We start from the raw sequence: 16757 nt of genomic DNA on the forward strand, positions 1-16757 counted from the left end.
CATGGGCGATCTGGTCGATCTCAAGCAGTTGCGCGTCTCATTCGGCAAGGGAGAGGGGCGGACCGAAGTTCTCAAGGGCGTGGACGTCACCCTGAGCCGGGGCGAGATACTGGGCATCATCGGCGAATCCGGCTCGGGCAAGACCATGACCGGGCTGGCGCTGCTGCGGCTTTTGCCGCAGACCGCCACCGTCACCGCCGAACGGATGGATTTCGAGGGCAGCGACCTGCAATCCATGCCGGACCGCGACTTCGACGAATTGCGCGGCGTCAGCATGGCGATGGTGTTTCAGGATCCGGTGGGCAGCTTCAACCCCTGCAAGACCATCGGCTGGCACTTTGAACATGCCCTGCGCCGCACCGGCCGGACCGAGGGCTTTCGCGACGAAACCGTCCGCCTTCTGAACGAGGTCGGCGTCAGGCGCGCGGACGAGACCGTTTCCCTCTATCCCCACCAGCTTAGCGGCGGCATGTTGCAGCGCGCGCTGATCGCGCTGGTCGCATCGCTGCAACCCCGGCTGATCGTGGCGGACGAGCCGACGACCAATCTGGACAAGATCATCGAAAAGCAGGTGCTGGACCTGTTCCTGGACATGCGGCGCAAGCTTGATGCCAGCGTGATCTTCGTGACCCACGACATGCCGGTCGCCGCGTCCTTCTGCCATCGCATCGCGGTGATGAACGCCGGCGAGATGGTCGAGATCGGTCCGACCGAGCAGGTCTTTCGCAGCCCGCGGCACCCCTATACCCGTCGCCTGATCGATACCGCGCTGGAACTTGCCGGGGTCAAGGGCCGCCCCAAGGCAAGCGCGGCCCATCGCGCGCTGCTGGAGGCGCGCGCGGATGAGCCGCCGCTCTACAAGGTGCGCGATCTGAGCATCACCTTTCGGGGACCGGGCAAGCGCGGGCTGTTCAGGGCGATAGACGGCGTGAGCTTCGACGTGATGCCGGGCGAGATACTGGGCATCCTGGGCGAATCCGGTTCGGGCAAGACCACGTTGGGCCGCACCCTGCTGCGGCTTTACGACCCCGCCGAGGGTTCGATCACCTATCGCGGGCGCGACATCACCCACCTGCCCGAACGCCGCTTGCGCGGTTTCCGGCGCGAGATGCAGATGATCTTTCAGGATCCCGGCGGCAGCTTCAACCCGCGCAAGACCATCGGCGGCTCGCTGCGCGAGGCGCTGGTGGCCGCGGACGTTCCCGCATCGCAGATCCCCGGACGCATTACCGCGCTGCTGGAACGGGTCGAGTTGCAGGCGCTTCACGCCGAACGCTACGCGCATGAAATGTCGGGCGGGCAGTTGCAGCGCGTCGCCATCGCCCGCGCCATCGCGCTGAACCCCAAGGTGATCGTCGCCGACGAAGCGGTATCGAAGCTTGACGTTTCCGTGCGCGCGGGGGTGCTGAACCTGCTGACGGACATTCAGACCGAGATGGGCCTGTCGATGATCTTCATCACCCACGATCTGGATGTGGCGCGTCACGTCTGCGACCGTATCGCGGTGATGTATCACGGCAAGCTGCTGGAAATCGGCCCGACCGAGGATGTCTTCACCAACCCCGCGACCGATTACACCCGCAGCCTGCTGGCCGCACACCACAACCTTGCCGACCTGATCGGAGCCTGACCATGCACCCCGCCATCGCCTATGTGGATTGTTCCGATCTGATGCACGAGATGTTGCGGCAGGAATGGCCGGATCACGAAACGCGGATGAAGGTCCATGTCGGCGATATGCCCGCGTCGGATCTGGTCGATTACTGCAAGGATGCGAACTGGCTGTGGAACGGTCACACCATGATGCCTGCCGGGTTTCTGTCCCAACTGCCGCATCTGAAACGCATCCTGTTTCTGGGCAGCGGCCCGGCCAGCTATATCGACATGCAATATTGCGCAAAGGCCGGTATCGCCGTCGACAGGATCACCGAATACGGCGACCGGGCCGTGGCCGAACATGCGCTGGCGCTGCTGTTTGCCGCATCCCGGCAGGTGGCGGGAATGGACCGGGCATTGCGTGCGGGCCACTGGGAGCCGCTTGAAGGATTGGAACTGGGCGGGCGCCGCCTGGGGCTGATCGGCTTCGGCGGCATTGGGCGCAGCCTGGCGGGCATGGCGCGCGCATTGGGCATGGAGCTGGCCATCTGGAACCGCTCGGCCTTGCCGCGGGAATGGGCCGATTGCGCGGCGGAACTGGACGATCTGCTGGCGGCAAGCGATTTCGTTTCCCTGCACCTGTCGCTCAACCCGCAGACACGCGGTTTCCTGTCGGCCGGGCGGATCGCCCGGATGCGGCCCGGCGCAATTCTGGTGAATACGGCGCGGGCGGGCCTTGTCGATACCGCCGCGCTGATCCATGCGCTCGGGACGGGGCACCTGCGTCATGCGGCGCTGGATGTCTTTGATACCGAGCCTCTGCCCCCTGACGATCCGCTGCTGTCGGTGCCCAATCTGACGCTGACCACCCACGCGGGCTTCAAGACCCGCGAGGCCACGCAGCGCCTGATGCGCGCCGCCATCGCAATGGTGCAAGAGACCGAAGGCCGCTAGGCGTCAAAGCACCGCGCCGGGGTTGAGGATGCCCTTCGGGTCCAGCGCGCGCTTGATCGCGCGCATCACGTCAAGCGCGACGGGGTTCTTGTAGCGCGCCATCTCGCCGGTCTTGGCGCGGCCTATCCCGTGTTCCGCCGAAAACGAGCCGCGATGACGCAGGCAGACCCCGACCACGGCCTGCGTCACCTCGGGGGCGCGGGCGCGGAAATCGCTCCGGTTCATGCCGGGCGGCGGGGCAAAGTTGAAATGCAGGTTCCCATCGCCGAAATGGCCGAACGGCGCGCCGACGATGCCGGGCAGGACGGCCTCGGCGGCGGCCTGGCCCTCGGCGATGAAATCGGCCAGGGCCGAAACCGGCACGGATATGTCGTGCTTGATATCGGCCCCGGCGTGTTTCTGCGCTTCGGGCAGACGCTCGCGCAGATCCCACAGGGCGGCGCGCTGCGTCTCGTTCGCGGCAAGCGTGGCGTCCTCGATCAACCCTTCGTCGAAGGCGGCGGCAAGGCTGTTCTGAAAGCGCTCTTCAAGCCCCGGATCGTCGCCGACGCTGGCCAGATCCATCAACACATAGGCCCGATGACCTTCGGCCAAGGGCGCGGCGCGTCCATGCAGATGGGGGGCCAGCATCGCCCATGCGGGGGCCGAGATGAACTCGAAGGCGCTGATCTGGTCGCCGAAAAGCCCGCGCATCCGGTTGTAGAGCTCCAACGCCCGCCCTGCCGAGGCCAGCCCCATGAAAGCGGTCTGGCGGCTGCGCGGCATGGGGTGCAGGCGCAGCACGGCGCGGGTGATTACCCCGAGCGTGCCCTCCGAGCCGATCAGCAGGTTCCTGAGATCATAGCCCGTATTGTTCTTGCGCAAGGCGTTCAGGTCGCTCAGCACCCGGCCATCGGCCAGAGCCGCCTCGATCCCCAGGCAGAAATCGCGCGCATTGCCATAGCGCAGCACGTTGACGCCCCCGGCATTGGTCGCCAGCACCCCGCCGATCTGGGCCGAGCCTTCCGAGGCCAGCGACAGCGGCAGGTAAAGCCCCGCCTCGCGCGCGGCCTCTTGCGCCGATTGCAGCGTGCAACCGGCATCGACGGTCATGGTGGCATTCACGCTGTCCACCTGCGGCGCGCCTGCCAGCCGGTCCAGCGACAGCAGCACATGCCCCTCGGGTGCAGCCGTGCCGCCGACCATGCCCGTATTGCCGCCGCGCGGAACGACCGCGATCCCATGCGCATTGCAGCACGCCAGCACCGCCGCAACCTCATCCGTCGAGCCGGGGCGCAGCACGCAAGGCGCCTTGACGGGATAAAGACCGCGTTCTTCGGACAGGTAAGGCGCCAGCGCCTCGGCCGAGGTCAGGACATGGCGCGCCCCGATCAGCCCCGCGAAAGCAGCGGTGTAATGTTGAAAAGCCGTGTCCGACGACATCGTCTGCCCGTTCTCGTGATTGCGCAAAGGCAGGTTCACTTTCTATATGCCGGGCACGCCGAAAAGACGCGCGTTCTCGTCAATGAAGCCCGTGATCTCGGCCTCGCGCCGTTCGGCGCCCCAACCCAGTTCTTCGGCAAGGATGGCGGCCACCGGCTCCAGCTCCTCGCGCGTCAGGAAATGCCGCCAGCCCAACCCCGCGCGGCGATAGAGAACATCCGCAAGGCTGGCGGCATGTTCCCCGGTCACGGCGCGGCGCACGTCTTCAAGGTGATAGCCGCTTTCCGCCTCGATCACGCGCGGCGTCGCGGGATCGGGCACCGGCAGGCGCACGCGGTAAAGCGGGTCATGCGCCGGACGCGAGGGCGCGATATCCTTGCGCAGCCGCGCGGCGACCTCGCGGCCCGCATCGCGATGGGTCATGATCGGACCGGCGGTCATGGCGAAGACGCCCGGCAACCCGTCGCCGGACAGGTCATGCAACTCGCGCGAGCGCGCGCCCTTGGGCTGGCTTTCGTCATAGGTGAGCGGCCGAACACCCGCCCATGTGCGGATGATATCGGCATGATCGAGGCCAAAGCCGGGAAAAAGCTTGGCGGCTTCGCTCAGGATGAAGCGGATATCGTCGCCGTCGCAGCGGATCATATCCGGGTCGCCCTCGTAAACGGTTTCCGTGGGGCCGATATAATGCAGATCGCCTTGCGGAATGCAGTAGAACGGCTCTTCCATACCATTGACGGTCGCGACCCCCTTGCCGCGCAGGTCGTCGGGCAGTTTGACAACGATATGTGCCCCCTTGGTGCCGAGGATCTTGCGCGGCATGTCAGGATGCGCCTGCTTCAGCACCCTGTCGATCCACGCGCCCGCCATGACCAGAACCCGCCGCGCCCCGACCGTGGCGCTGCCGCCGTCCTTGTGGCGCAGGGCCACGCTGCGGATCTCTCCTTCGGCATCTGCCAGAACGGCCTCGGTATGGTTCAGCGCCACCGCGCCCATTTCTTCGGCGTCCAGCACCGCATCGACGCAAATCCGCTCGGGCCAGACGAACTGGTATTCCGTGAAGATCGCCGCCGAGTGCAGGGTTTCCTTATTCGACAGCCTCGCGCCCATGGGATGCGCCAGCGCCTCATCCCGGGTCAGTCGGCGATAGTTCAACGGAACGTCGCGAGGCGCGAGGTTTTGCAAGACCCGGAAACCCAGATCGACCTGCCAGGGCAGATAATGGCTGTTGCGATAGATGGGAAACATCATCTCGATCGGCGTGACCCGCTGGGGCGCCGTCTTGACGAATTCGTGGCGGCACCGCATCGCCTGCCGTGCCATCCGCACCGCCGTGAACAGCCGGGCGGGATGGGCCGCAAAGGTGCGAAAAGGTTTCGGCGTTTCGAAATAACGCAGGCCGCAATGCAACAACCTGCTGGAACGGCTGGACGCGCCGGTGGCGAAGTCCGATTTCTCGGCCAGCAGGACGGAGTAGCCTTCCCGCGCGGCCTCGCGCGCGGTCGAAGCGCCGATGATCCCGCCGCCTATGACGACGACATCGAAAACCTGCCCATCGACCTCATGCAATCTGGATGCTTGTGTTTTCATCATGCGAACGACCGTTGCCGACACACGGCCCTGCGTCAACCGGACCAAAGATTTTGCCCGTATGTCTTTGGGTTATACCTCGCAGATGCCCTGCACCTCGTTGCGAAAGCCCTTGCTGCGGTTGCGCAGAACCTTCAGGAAGGCGGATGCCGAGCGCGATAACGGGCGGAACTTGGGATAGACGACGGCGACATGAAACATGAGCTGCGGTTCGAAACACCGGAACAGGACACCCCGCCCCTGAAAGTCGTGCGCCGTGAAGGCGTCCACCATGCCGACGCCGACGCCGCCCCTGACAAGCTGGCAAATGCCCGCCGCATATTGCGTATCGCAGACGATTTTCAACTGCGCCCCGGCATCGGCGAAGGCGCTCTCGATATGGCGGCGGGCCAGCGTGCCTTGCCCGAAACCCACAAAGGGAACGGCGTCGAGGTCGGCAGGCGTCAGCACCTGTTTCGCCACCAGCGCGTGACCCTCGGGCAAGGCCATCAGATAGGGGGTTCGAAGCAGCGTCTCACGTTCCGCCCCGAAGCTGTCGGGGATGAATTCGGCCACGCCGATGTCGATCTGCTGAGAAGAGACCCGCCCCTCGACCGAACTCGTCAGCAGCAGATCAAGATGCACCTGAACATCGGGACGCAGGCGCGCGAATTCCGCGATCACCCCCGGCATGAACCCCAACCCCAGGGCGGGCAGGCAGGCGATATGCAACCGGCCTTTCCGTCCGTATTTGATGTCGCTCGCGGCAGCCGATAGCCTTTCGTAGCTTTTGAAGGCGGTGCTGACTTCCTCGTAAAATGTCCGCCCTTCGGCAGTCGGCACCAACCGCCCGGACTTGCGGTCGAAAAGCGCAATGCCCAATGACGCTTCCAGCGCCTCGACATGCCGGCTGACGGCGGGTTGCGAGATGCCCATGATTTCGGCGGCGCCGCTCATCGTGCCCGCGGCCATCGTCTCGCGAAATGCCTGCAATTGCCTCCAACGCATCCAGAAGCTCCCGTAAGCTGACCTGCCGGGCGAAAGACATGGCCACCACGCAAGCACTTCGCAATGCCCGAAATGAACAGAGGCGGGTTCATGGTTCGCAAGATGATCGAGGAATATCAGCTCTCGCGAGCATATGTCCACCAGCGGCAAATGCAGGCCACACCTGTCCGCCGTCAAGGTCCACGGCACAGGTTTGGTCGAGGAACTGGTCGCGGCAGGCGACCTCGCCCGTGCAAGGCGCCAGGCGGGATTTTTGAGCGAATGGCTTGCCCGGACCGGCGAAAACCAGTTCCTTGCGCGGCCCCGATCGGCGAGGCGCGGCTGCTGGCGGCCGACGGCCAGACCGGCGGCGCCCACCAACACCTTACCCAGGCGGTCGATCACGCCCGCCGAACACAGGCAAGGCTATGGCAAGACAAGGCCGAACAGGCGCTGTCGCGGAACGACAGGATCCCTTTGTGACGGCGGCGCCCCCCAGACGATCCGGGCGCTTCCCCCTTCTGGCAGTGCCTGAAGTGCTGCCATCCCGTTATGCGCACCCGGCAGGCGCAGGATACCGGGGTGCGACAGCGCGGCGCGGAAGCGGGCACCGGCGGGGGTCGCGGGAAGGTCGTTTGCGATCAGATAGGGCATGGCGTCACTCCGCTGCATGGGTGCGGGCGGGTGCGCCGCGCTTGTCGATGGGCAGGAAATCGCGGCTTTCCGGGCCAATGTAATTTGCCGAGGGGCGGATGATCTTGTTGTCCAGCCGCTGCTCGATCACATGGGCCGACCACCCGGCGCTGCGCGAGATCACGAAAAGCGGCGTGAACATCTGCGTCGGCACCCCCAACAGGTGATAGGAGACCGCCGAATACCAGTCCAGATTGGCGAACATCGACCGCGCATCGGCCATCACCGTCTCGATCCGCTCGGCGATGTCGAACATCCGGGCAGAGCCTGCGGCATCCGAAAGCTGCCGTGCCACCCGCTTGATCACCGCGTTGCGCGGGTCGGCGATGGTATAGACCGGATGGCCGAAGCCGATGATGACTTCGCGCGCGGCCACGCGGGCGCGGATGTCGGCCTCGGCCTCGTCCGGGGTGGCATAGCGCTTCTGGATCTCGAAGGCGACTTCGTTGGCGCCGCCATGCCTGGGACCGCGCAGCGCGCCGATGCCGCCTGCGATGGCCGAATAGATGTCGGACCCGGTCCCGGCGATGATCCGCGCGGTGAAGGTCGAGGCGTTGAACTCATGCTCGGCATAGAGGTTCAGCGTCGTATGCATGGCGCGCACGTCCGCTTCGCCGGCGGGACGGCCATGCAGCAGGTGCAGGAAATGCCCGGCGATGCTGTCGTCCTCGGTCTCGACCTCGATACGGCGGCCATTCCGGGCGTAATGATGCCAGTAGAGCAGCATCGAGCCTTGCGCCGCGATGAGCCGGTCGGCGATGTCGCGCGCGCCGGGAATGTTGTGATCGGTCGCCTCGGGCAGGACGCAGCCCAAGGCACTGACGCCAAGCCGCAGCACGTCCATTGGATGCACCGCCGCCGGAATGGCCTCCAGCGTGTCGCGCACGGCGCGCGGCAGGCCCCGCAGGGCGCGCAGCTTCGCCTTGTAGGCGGCCAGTTCGGTCGCCGTCGGCAGGCTGCCGTGGATCAGCAGATGCGCGACTTCCTCGTAATCGCAGGCCTCGGCCAGGTCGAGGATATCAAAGCCGCGATAATACAGGTCGTTGCCGGTCTGGCCAACGCTGCACAGCGCGGTATTGCCTGCGACCACGCCCGAAAGCGCGACGGATTTCTTGGTTTTCCTGATCGGGCCGGTCATTTGCTCCCCCAGTCGAAGATGCCGTGCGGACGGGTCGCGCCGAGGCGATCCGCGCCGATGGTGAAGGTCAGCGCACCGAGATCGCCGGGCTTCAGGGTGGCCAGCGATTGCGCGGCATCCAGGAAGCGTTGCTGTTCCGCCGTGGTGATGATCCCGTCCGAGAGCGTCAGGAACTTGTTGACATAGTTCTCGCGAACAAATGGCCGCGCCCCATCGGGATGCGCATCGGCCAGCGCCAACTCGTCGGTGATGGTGCGGCCATCCTTCAGCGTCACCACGACGCGGCCACCGAACGCCTTCTCCTTCGGGTCGCGAGAGTGGTAGCGGCGGGTCCATTCCGGGTCTTCGACCGTGGTGATCCTGTGCCACAGCGCCACGGTCTCGGGGCGGTTGGCGCGCTCGGGGGCATAGCTGCGTTCGTGATGCCAGCCACCGTCCTCCAGCGCGACCGCGAAGATATACATGATGGAATGGTCCAGCGTCTCGCGGCTGGCCCTGGGGTCCATCTTCTGCGGATCGCCCGCGCCGGTGCCGATGACATGATGGGTGTGGTGGCTGGTATGGATCACGATGCTGTCGATCTGGGACAGGTCGCCGATCTGCGGGCCGAGGCGGCGGGCAAGATCGATCAGCGCCTGGCTTTGATATTCCGCCGAATGTTCCTTGGTATAGGTATCCAAGATGGCGCGCTTGGCCTCGCCCTTGCCGGGCAGCGGCACCTGGTAGCGGGCATTGGGGCCAGACAGCATATAAGCGATGAAGCCGTCCTCGCCCTCCCATGCCGGGCTGGGGGCGCCTTCGCCACGCATCACCCGGTCCACAGCCTCGATTGCCATCTTGCCGGCGAAGGCGGGGGCGAAGGCTTTCCAGCTTGAGATCTCGCCCTTGCGCGACTGGCGGGTGGTGGTGGTGATATGCAGCGCCTGCTGGACGGCCTGGTAGATGGTTTCGACCGGCAGGTCCAGCAAGGTGCCGATGCCTGCCGCCGCCGATGGCCCCAGATGGGCGATATGGTCGATCTTGTGTTCGTGCAGGCAGATGCCGCGCACGAGATTCACCTGGATCTCGTATCCCGTCGCGATACCCCGGATCAGGGCGGCGCCCGATGTGCCGACATGCTGCGCCACGGCCAGGATCGGCGGGATGTTGTCACCGGGGTGGCTGTAGTCGGCGGCCAGAAACGTGTCGTGAAAGTCCAGTTCCCGCACCGCCGTGCCATTGGCCCAGGCCGCCCATTCCGGGCTGACGCGGGCGTCGGTGCCGAACACCGTCGCGCCGGGCCGCATCGGGTGGCACAGCGCCTGCGCGCGGGCCGAGGCCACCGGCCGCCGTGCCACCGAGGCCACCGCCACGGCAGCATTGTCGATGATCCGGTTGACGATCATCTCTGTCACTGCCGGTTCCACCGCCACCGGGTCGGCGGCCACTTCGGCGATTTTCCACGCAAGCTGGTCTTCGCGCGGCAGGTGTTCGGCGGATCGGTATGTCCGCAGGTCGTGGGTGATCATCGGATCGTTCCTCGGTTGGAGTTGCGGGCGACGGGCTGCGGGCGTCCGTCCGCATCCACCGCCACCATCTCGAATTGCCCGGACAGCGCCCGGCGTCCGGCCTCGCCGCTGGTGGGACCGGCGATGCCCAGCACCTCGACGGTCATCGAGGTGCGCCCGGTCCGGGTGACGCGGGCGGTCAGGTCCAGAAGTTCGCCCACCCGGATCGGCGTGGTGAAATCCACCCGTTCCGACCGGGCCATGACCACCGAGCACCCCGCATGGCGCGTTGCGGCGATGAAGGCCGCCTTGGCCATCAGCGACAGCGCATTGCCACCAAACAGCGTGCCGTAATGGTTCGCGGCGTCAGGAAAGATCATCTCGACCATGCGGGTCTCGGGCGGCATCCGGCTATCCTTCGCAAAATTGGCAAAAGTAGCTATCAGCCAAGCCGGTAATTAGTTAAACTGCTGAAAAAGCGTGATCTTGTGAAGGATCGGCTTGCAAATTGCGAAGGTTGCGAAGATGAGTAAGGCTTTCATGGGCGTCCGCCTGCGCCGCCTGCGCGAAGAACGCGGCATGACCCAGGCGGCGCTGGCGCGCACGTTGGGGATTTCCCCCAGCTACCTCAACCAGATCGAGCAGAACCAGCGCCCGCTGACGGTGCCGGTGCTGCTGAAGCTGAACGGGGCTTTCGGGCTGGACGTGCAGCTTTTCTCGGATTCCGATGAAGCGCGGCTGATCACCGACCTGCGCGCGGCGCTGGCCGACCAGGGCGCGCCGGCGGCGACGGCGGAACTGCGCGAATTGGCCGCGAACATGCCCGGCATCGCGCGCACCATCGTCGCCATGCAGGCAAGGCTGCGCGAAACCGCCGAGCGCGCCGACCTGCTGGCGGGGCACCTGACCGAGCCGCAGACTGCCGCCACGCCTGCCGCCTTCGAGGCCGTGCGCGACTGGTTCTATGACCGGCGCAACCATGTCGCGGAACTGGAAACCCCGGCCGAGACCATCGGCGCGGCCCTTCCGCCGGGCCATATGGTGCCGGGGCTGATCGACCGGCTGGCCGGGCGGCACGGCATCCGCATCGCGCTGGACGGCACCAGCCTGCGCCGCTTCGACGCTGGCGCGCGCATCCTGCACCTGGCCCCGCATCTGAGCGAGGGCCAGCAGGCCTTCCAGATCGCCACGCAGGTCGCCTTTCTGGAACAGGGCGAGGCCATCGCGCGCCTTGCCGGCGACCCGAAGCTGGCCCCCGACGCGCAGGCGCTGCTGCATATCGGGCTGGCCAATTACTTCGCCGGGGCGCTGGTGCTGCCCTATGCCGCCTTCCTGCGCGAGGCCGAGTCCGTCGCCTATGACATCGACCTGATCGCCCGCCGCTTCGGCGTGGGGTTCGAGACCACCTGCCACCGCCTGTCCACCCTGCAACGCCCGGATGCGCGCGGGGTGCCGTTCTTCTTCATCCGGGTGGACCGGGCCGGAAACATCTCGAAACGGCAATCGGCGACGGATTTCCACTTTTCGCGCATCGGCGGCACCTGTCCCTTGTGGAACGTCTACGAGGCGTTTTCCCGGCCCGGAGAAATCACCCGCCAGATCGCCCAGATGCCCGACGGGCGCAGCTACCTGTGGATCGCACGCACGGTCAGCCACGGCCAGGGCGGCTTCGGCGCGCCGGTCAAGTCCTTCGCGGTGGCGCTTGGCTGCGACCTGGCCCATGCCGACCGGCTGGTCTATGCGCGCGGGCTGGAGCTGAAGAACCCCGCGCTTGCGACCCGGATCGGCCCCGGCTGCAAGGTCTGCGAGCGCCCCGCCTGCCCGCAGCGCGCCTTTCCGATGGCGGGCCGCCCGCTGGCCGTCGATCCAGCCGAGGCCAGATTCGCCCCTTATTCCGCAGGCATGGCTGACAGGATCAGGTGATCGACACCTTGCCGGGATCAGGCCTGTTCATGATGCCATAACGAATTTAAACCGGAAGCATGTGACAAGGAGTCATGCCCGATGATTGATATCCAACCTCTGGCCATCCTGCGCGAGATCGACCGGACGGGCAGCCTGACCCAGGCGGCCGATCAGTTGCACCTGACGCAATCGGCGGTCAGCCATGCGATCCGACGGTTCGAGGAACGCCACGGCGTCAAGCTCTGGCAGCGCGAGGGGCACAAGCTGCGCCTGACGCTGACCGGAGAGTATCTGCTGGGGCTGGCGATGCGGGTGCTGCCGCAGCTTGAACATGGCGCGACGGTGCTTGAGGATTATGCGCGCGGGCGGCGCGGCGCGATCCGGGTGGGGATGGAGTGCCACCCCTGCCAGGACTGGCTGATGCGGGTGGTGGACCCGTTTCTGGCCCAATGGCCCGATGTCGATCTGGATGTGACCACGGCCTTTCAGTTCGGCGGGCTGGCCGCGCTTCTGAACCATGAGATCGACATCCTTGTCACCCCCGATCCGATCGAGCGTCCCGGTCTGGAATACACGCCCGTCTTTGATTACGAACTGGTGCTGGCCGTGGCCGAGACCCATCCGCTGGCCCAAAAGCAGCGGGCCGAACCCGAGGATCTGGCGGGCGAGACGCTGATCACCTATCCCATTTCCCGCGAGCGGCTGGATATCTATACGCAATTTCTGGTCCCGGCCCATGCCCTGCCGCGCCGTCATCGCACGGTGGAAACGACCGATCTGATGTTGCGGCTGGTGGCCTCGGGCCGCGCCGTCAGTGCGACCCCCGACTGGCTTTTACGCGACGCGGATAGGGTGAAGGGTGTGCGCCTTGGCAAGGGAATCGCAAAGTCCATCCATCTGGGGCACCGCACGGGCCAATCCGCCAGCTATCTGGACGGTTTCATCGATCTGGCCAGAAACGTCAGGATCTGAGCCTTTTTGACATGACACTGAGTCATTGCTTGCTGAAATAAGATCATTTTTCATCATGTTCATGCTCTGGCATACAGCAAGTGCCGGCGAATTCACGTCTGAACGAAAGAAACGGCCTCGGGCCTTGCCTTGGAAGCCAGGAGAGCAGATCACAATGACCAGAGATTTCACCTTCACGATCAAGACCCTTCGCTTTGACGAGGATTACGCGCCCACCGACAGCACGCGGCTGACCACCAATTTCGCGAACCTGGCCAGGGGGGAGAGCCGACAGCAAAACCTGCGCAATGCGTTGCGGATGATCGACAACCGCTTCAACGCCCTCGCGCAATGGGACAATCCCGAAGGTGATCGCTACAGCGTCGAATTGGACATCGTTTCCGTCGATCTGGATATCGCTGGCACAGGAAAAGCCTTTCCGGCAATCGAGATCCTGAAGACGACGATCCTCGACCGCAGGGCCGATGCGCGGATCGAAGGGATCGTGGGGAACAACTTCTCTTCCTATGTGCGCGACTATGATTTCAGCATCCGGCTTCCCGAACATAACAAGGATCGCGCCGGTTTCAGCATCCCGGACGACTTCGGCGATCTGCACGGCAGGCTCTTCCAGAGCTTCGTGTCCTCGGATACATACAAGGCGCATTTCCGCAAATTGCCGGTGATCTGCCTCAGCGTCTCGCACAACAAGGTCTATCGGCGGACGGCAAACCACCACCCTGTCCTGGGTGCTGAATATTTGCCGAACGAAACCTCGCTGACCGAGCAATATTTCAGGAAGATGGGCATGCAGGTTCGCTATTTCATGCCCCCGAACAGCGCGGCGCCATTGGCATTCCATTTCTTCGGCGATCTGCTCAACGACTATACCAACCTTGAACTGATCGGCACCATCGCGACGATGGAGACCTTCCAGAAAATCTATCGCCCCGAGATCTACAATGCCAATTCCACCGCGGGCGAAATCTATCGGCCCAGCCTGCAACAACCGGATCATTCACTGACCCGGATCATCTACGACCGGGAAGAACGCAACCGCTTGGCCGTCCAGCAAGGCAGATTTGCCGAAGACCATTTCATCAAGCCCTATCGCGCCATTCTGAATGAATGGTCCACGCGATACGCGGCTTGAACGACACATAAGGCACCGTCCCATGACCAAATTGCTTCCCACATCGACCGCTGGCAGCCTTCCCAAACCCTCCTGGCTTGCCGAGCCTGAAAAGCTCTGGTCGCCCTGGAAACTCCAGGGCACCGAACTGATCGAGGCCAAGCAGGATGCGCTCCGCATAACCCTGGCCGAACAGGAGCATGCGGGCATCGACATCGTCAGCGACGGCGAACAGACCCGCCAGCATTTCGTCACGACCTTCATCGAACATCTGAACGGCGTCGATTTCGAGAAGCGCGAGACCGTGAAGATCCGTAATCGCTATGATGCGAGCGTGCCTTCGGTCGTCGGCGCCGTGTCCCGTGAAACGCCGGTGTTCGTCGAGGACGCCCGGTTTCTGCGCACACAGACGAAGCGACCGATCAAATGGGCTTTGCCCGGCCCGATGACGATGATCGACACGCTCCATGATGCCCATTACCGTAGCCGCGAAAAACTCGCCTGGGAATTCGCCGCGATCCTCAACCAGGAAGCCCGCGAGCTTGAGGCCGCCGGCGTCGATATCATCCAGTTCGACGAACCCGCTTTCAACGTGTTCTTTGACGAGGTGAACGATTGGGGCATTGCCGCGCTGGAAAAGGCCATCGAGGGCCTGAAGTGCGAAACGGCGGTTCACATCTGCTACGGCTATGGCATCAAGGCCAATACCGATTGGAAGAAAACCCTTGGTTCGGAATGGCGCCAGTATGAAAGGATTTTCCCGAAGCTTCAGGCGTCCAATATCGACCTGGTTTCCCTGGAATGCCACAATTCGCATGTTCCGATGGAGTTGATCGAACTTTTGCGCGGAAAGAAGGTGATGATCGGGGCAATCGACGTGGCGACCAACATCATCGAAACCCCGGAGGAAGTGGCCGAGACCCTGCGCAAGGCGCTGCAATTCGTGGATGCGGACAAGCTTTACCCCTGCACCAATTGCGGCATGGCGCCGCTTTCCCGCGATGTTGCACGCGGCAAGCTCAAGGCGCTCGGCGCAGGCGCGGAAATCATCCGGCAGGAACTTTCGGCGTCCCTGGCGGCGGAGTAAGTCACGCACACTGTTTCCTGCCCGGAATCTCTGCGATCCGCGCAGACCTGAACCCGCGCCTTGCGCGCCGGCGTGCAGAACCTGCTTTGGCGTGGCCGAATTGATCGCGATGATAGGATGGCCCGCATGGTCACCCTGCTGCAGGAGCGATTTTCCGATATCATGCTGCTGTCCGGTGGACGGCACGACGCTTTTTTGGAATGCGGACCGCGATCTGTTGGAATGAACCGCGCCTAGTTGGCCGCCGGTCGCTCGGCTGAAATCGAGGTTGTGAAGCCGCTGCCGTCCAGGGTGTGGGTGGCGGTTGTGATCGACCATAACCCGTTCACTCCGGCGCGGAAGCCGGCCGCCAGGATGCGGGTCTCGGCGGCAATCAGCGGGTCGCCGGGGAAGGTGGCCTCGAAGGTGTCGCTGCCTCGGGTGAACTCGTCCAGCTTGGCGGTGGCTGCCGCGCTGGCCTCGGCCTCGGTCTGGTGGATGTGGCGCAGCCGCAGGGTGGGCGATCCTTCGCCCGCCGTGACCTCTTGCCGCCGGGCCGCATCCGTATCCTGCCAGAGGGCGACGACCGAACGGCAGGCCTCGCGCGTCGTCAGGGTCAGGGTCCAGGCGGTGGTGTCGCGCTGAAGGACCGGGCGGGGCGGGATCGGCAACCCGCTGGCGCTGCGGCCCTCGCCCTTGCCCATGAACAGAAGCGCGCCGCCCTTGACGCTGACCAGGGCGTCGTGGTCGCGGCCCATGCGGTCGAGAAAGCCGATATCGCTTTCCTCGGTCTGGTCGATATGGTCGATCAGGACGGACTTGAACCGCTCGGCCACCTTCGGTTCCAGTCCGTGTTCATCGGCGATGGTGGCGGTGATATCGCCGATGGTCATATTGTCCCAACTGCGGGTCTTCTGATCCTTGATGCCGCCGCCCAGATCGGCGGCTTTCGCCCGGATCGTCAGCGTGGCCGGGGGTGACGTGACGGTCACTTCGTCAGAGGTAAACAGGCCCATCGGGATCAGGCCGGTTTCGCGATAGCCGAGAAAGACCAGCATCGGCGCGCCGGGCGCGGGCAGTTCGATCAGCCCGTCGCGGTCATCCAGGGTGATTTCCACGGTGTCGGCCTTGATGCCTGCCTCATCCGTAATGGTCAGGGACAGCAGCCGGTCCTTGATCTGCGGCGTGATGTTGACGCCTGCGGCGATGATCTTGAAATCCGGGGTCATGTCAGTCCCACAGGCGGATGGTCTGCGGTTGGGCGGGCTGGGTGCGTGCCCTTGCGCTTTTCGGCACCCGGATGCGCTAAGGTTCCGCACCCGGTCGCGTGATCCTTCAGCACCTGCTCGCGCGAAGATTCGGCACTGAACGATCGAGTGCTGCGGTTACAGATCGTCGAAGCTGGCTTCGCGGCGGCAGAGGGACGCGCCGCGCAGCTTGATATGGTGGCGATCCCGCGACATGCGGTCGAGCACGGCGTTGGCAATAACGGGATTGTCGATGAACGAATGCCAGTCGTTATAAGGACGCTGCCCGACGATGATGGTGGACAGCGTTCCGGCCAGGTCCTCAATAATGTCGAACAGGATCGATTTCTCCCCCTCGCTCATCGCGACCTTCCCGAAATCATCCAGGATCAGCAGCTTGAACTTCGCCAGCTTCTCGCGCTCGCGCAGATAAACCCCATCCTCCAGAGTCATGGGCAGGCTGTAGAGCAGGTTGGACACCTTGAAGTATCGGGTCTTGTGCCCCGCGCGAATGGCCGCCGTGGCGATACAGGAGGCAACTCAACTCTTTCCTGTGCCGGGCTGTCGCTTCTGGTGGCGGCGCTGTTCCTGGCCTCGCTGCTGACCGGCC

The 16757-nt window shown here is 64.5% G+C and carries 14 protein-coding genes; 6 read left to right on the plus strand and 8 right to left on the minus strand.

The annotated features are described in order from the left end of the window. Position 1: 1 nt before the first annotated feature. Positions 2–1630: an ABC transporter ATP-binding protein gene (locus Q0O97_RS09540; RefSeq protein ID WP_294927963.1), complete on the plus strand. Its 1629-nt coding sequence runs from the start codon at positions 2–4 to the stop codon at positions 1628–1630. 2 nt (positions 1631–1632) lie between these two features. Beyond that, positions 1633–2550 (plus strand): NAD(P)-dependent oxidoreductase, encoded by a 918-nt coding sequence (locus Q0O97_RS09545; RefSeq protein WP_294927966.1) that lies wholly within the window; start codon positions 1633–1635, stop codon positions 2548–2550. Between the two features lie 3 nt (positions 2551–2553). On the opposite strand, the gene Q0O97_RS09550 is transcribed toward Q0O97_RS09545, so the two are convergent. The 6 genes from Q0O97_RS09550 to Q0O97_RS09575 all read right to left on the minus strand — a co-directional run bounded on the left by Q0O97_RS09550 (position 2554) and on the right by Q0O97_RS09575 (position 10253). After that, the gene (locus tag Q0O97_RS09550) at positions 2554–3972 is read right to left on the minus strand and encodes an FAD-binding oxidoreductase (protein WP_294927969.1); all 1419 of its coding nucleotides are present in this window, start codon (positions 3970–3972) and stop codon (positions 2554–2556) included. Between the two features lie 42 nt (positions 3973–4014). Beyond that, a complete protein-coding gene (locus tag Q0O97_RS09555; protein ID WP_294927972.1) occupies positions 4015–5565 on the minus strand; it encodes an FAD-dependent oxidoreductase in 1551 nt (516 codons plus the stop codon). Positions 5566–5634: 69 nt separating this feature from the next. Further along, entirely contained in the window at positions 5635–6549 is a 915-nt protein-coding gene (locus Q0O97_RS09560; protein WP_294927974.1) for a LysR substrate-binding domain-containing protein, read from the minus strand. A 637-nt stretch (positions 6550–7186) separates the two neighbouring features. Further along, positions 7187–8359 (minus strand): 2-methylcitrate synthase, encoded by a 1173-nt coding sequence (gene prpC, locus Q0O97_RS09565; protein ID WP_294927977.1) that lies wholly within the window; start codon positions 8357–8359, stop codon positions 7187–7189. Beyond that, positions 8356–9867 carry an MmgE/PrpD family protein gene (locus Q0O97_RS09570; RefSeq protein ID WP_294927980.1) on the minus strand — a complete coding sequence of 504 codons (1512 nt, stop codon included), beginning with the start codon at positions 9865–9867 and terminating at the stop codon, positions 8356–8358. Before Q0O97_RS09570 ends, prpC begins: the two co-directional genes overlap by 4 nt. Beyond that, positions 9864–10253, minus strand: a complete 390-nt coding sequence (locus Q0O97_RS09575; protein WP_294927982.1) for an acyl-CoA thioesterase — start codon at positions 10251–10253, stop codon at positions 9864–9866. The genes Q0O97_RS09570 and Q0O97_RS09575 overlap by 4 nt, the downstream gene beginning before the upstream one ends. Positions 10254–10371: 118 nt before the next feature. Here Q0O97_RS09575 and Q0O97_RS09580 point away from each other — a divergent pair, with 118 nt between their 5' ends. The 4 genes from Q0O97_RS09580 (at position 10372) to Q0O97_RS09595 (ending at position 14921) form a co-directional block, all read left to right on the plus strand. After that, positions 10372–11769 carry a short-chain fatty acyl-CoA regulator family protein gene (locus tag Q0O97_RS09580; RefSeq protein WP_294927985.1) on the plus strand — a complete coding sequence of 466 codons (1398 nt, stop codon included), beginning with the start codon at positions 10372–10374 and terminating at the stop codon, positions 11767–11769. 81 nt (positions 11770–11850) lie between these two features. Then, positions 11851–12723 carry a LysR family transcriptional regulator gene (locus Q0O97_RS09585; protein ID WP_294927987.1) on the plus strand — a complete coding sequence of 291 codons (873 nt, stop codon included), beginning with the start codon at positions 11851–11853 and terminating at the stop codon, positions 12721–12723. A gap of 55 nt (positions 12724–12778) precedes the next feature. After that, on the plus strand, positions 12779–13855 hold the full coding sequence (locus tag Q0O97_RS09590) for a DUF1852 domain-containing protein (protein WP_294927990.1): 1077 nt from the start codon (positions 12779–12781) through the stop codon (positions 13853–13855). Between the two features lie 22 nt (positions 13856–13877). Further along, positions 13878–14921, plus strand: coding sequence for a methionine synthase (locus Q0O97_RS09595; RefSeq protein WP_294927993.1), 1044 nt, complete (start codon positions 13878–13880; stop codon positions 14919–14921). A 233-nt stretch (positions 14922–15154) separates the two neighbouring features. On the opposite strand, the gene Q0O97_RS09600 is transcribed toward Q0O97_RS09595, so the two are convergent. Then, positions 15155–16129, minus strand: coding sequence for a contractile injection system protein, VgrG/Pvc8 family (locus Q0O97_RS09600; RefSeq protein ID WP_294927996.1), 975 nt, complete (start codon positions 16127–16129; stop codon positions 15155–15157). Between the two features lie 156 nt (positions 16130–16285). Beyond that, positions 16286–16675, minus strand: a complete 390-nt coding sequence (locus Q0O97_RS09605) for an ATP-binding protein (RefSeq protein ID WP_294928008.1) — start codon at positions 16673–16675, stop codon at positions 16286–16288. Positions 16676–16757: the final 82 nt, after the last annotated feature.

It is taken from the genome of uncultured Paracoccus sp. (assembly GCF_945915435.1).
Classification (GTDB): Bacteria; Pseudomonadota; Alphaproteobacteria; order Rhodobacterales; family Rhodobacteraceae; genus Paracoccus.

Coding starts and splice junctions, on each gene's coding strand:
- Q0O97_RS09540 (WP_294927963.1), top strand. CDS start 2: ATGGGCGATCTGGTCGATCTCAAGCAGTTGCGCGTCTCATTCGGCAAG.
- Q0O97_RS09545 (WP_294927966.1), top strand. CDS start 1,633: ATGCACCCCGCCATCGCCTATGTGGATTGTTCCGATCTGATGCACGAG.
- Q0O97_RS09550 (WP_294927969.1), bottom strand. CDS start 3,972: ATGTCGTCGGACACGGCTTTTCAACATTACACCGCTGCTTTCGCGGGG.
- Q0O97_RS09555 (WP_294927972.1), bottom strand. CDS start 5,565: ATGATGAAAACACAAGCATCCAGATTGCATGAGGTCGATGGGCAGGTT.
- Q0O97_RS09560 (WP_294927974.1), bottom strand. CDS start 6,549: ATGCGTTGGAGGCAATTGCAGGCATTTCGCGAGACGATGGCCGCGGGC.
- prpC (WP_294927977.1), bottom strand. CDS start 8,359: ATGACCGGCCCGATCAGGAAAACCAAGAAATCCGTCGCGCTTTCGGGC.
- Q0O97_RS09570 (WP_294927980.1), bottom strand. CDS start 9,867: ATGATCACCCACGACCTGCGGACATACCGATCCGCCGAACACCTGCCG.
- Q0O97_RS09575 (WP_294927982.1), bottom strand. CDS start 10,253: ATGCCGCCCGAGACCCGCATGGTCGAGATGATCTTTCCTGACGCCGCG.
- Q0O97_RS09580 (WP_294927985.1), top strand. CDS start 10,372: ATGAGTAAGGCTTTCATGGGCGTCCGCCTGCGCCGCCTGCGCGAAGAA.
- Q0O97_RS09585 (WP_294927987.1), top strand. CDS start 11,851: ATGATTGATATCCAACCTCTGGCCATCCTGCGCGAGATCGACCGGACG.
- Q0O97_RS09590 (WP_294927990.1), top strand. CDS start 12,779: ATGTTCATGCTCTGGCATACAGCAAGTGCCGGCGAATTCACGTCTGAA.
- Q0O97_RS09595 (WP_294927993.1), top strand. CDS start 13,878: ATGACCAAATTGCTTCCCACATCGACCGCTGGCAGCCTTCCCAAACCC.
- Q0O97_RS09600 (WP_294927996.1), bottom strand. CDS start 16,129: ATGACCCCGGATTTCAAGATCATCGCCGCAGGCGTCAACATCACGCCG.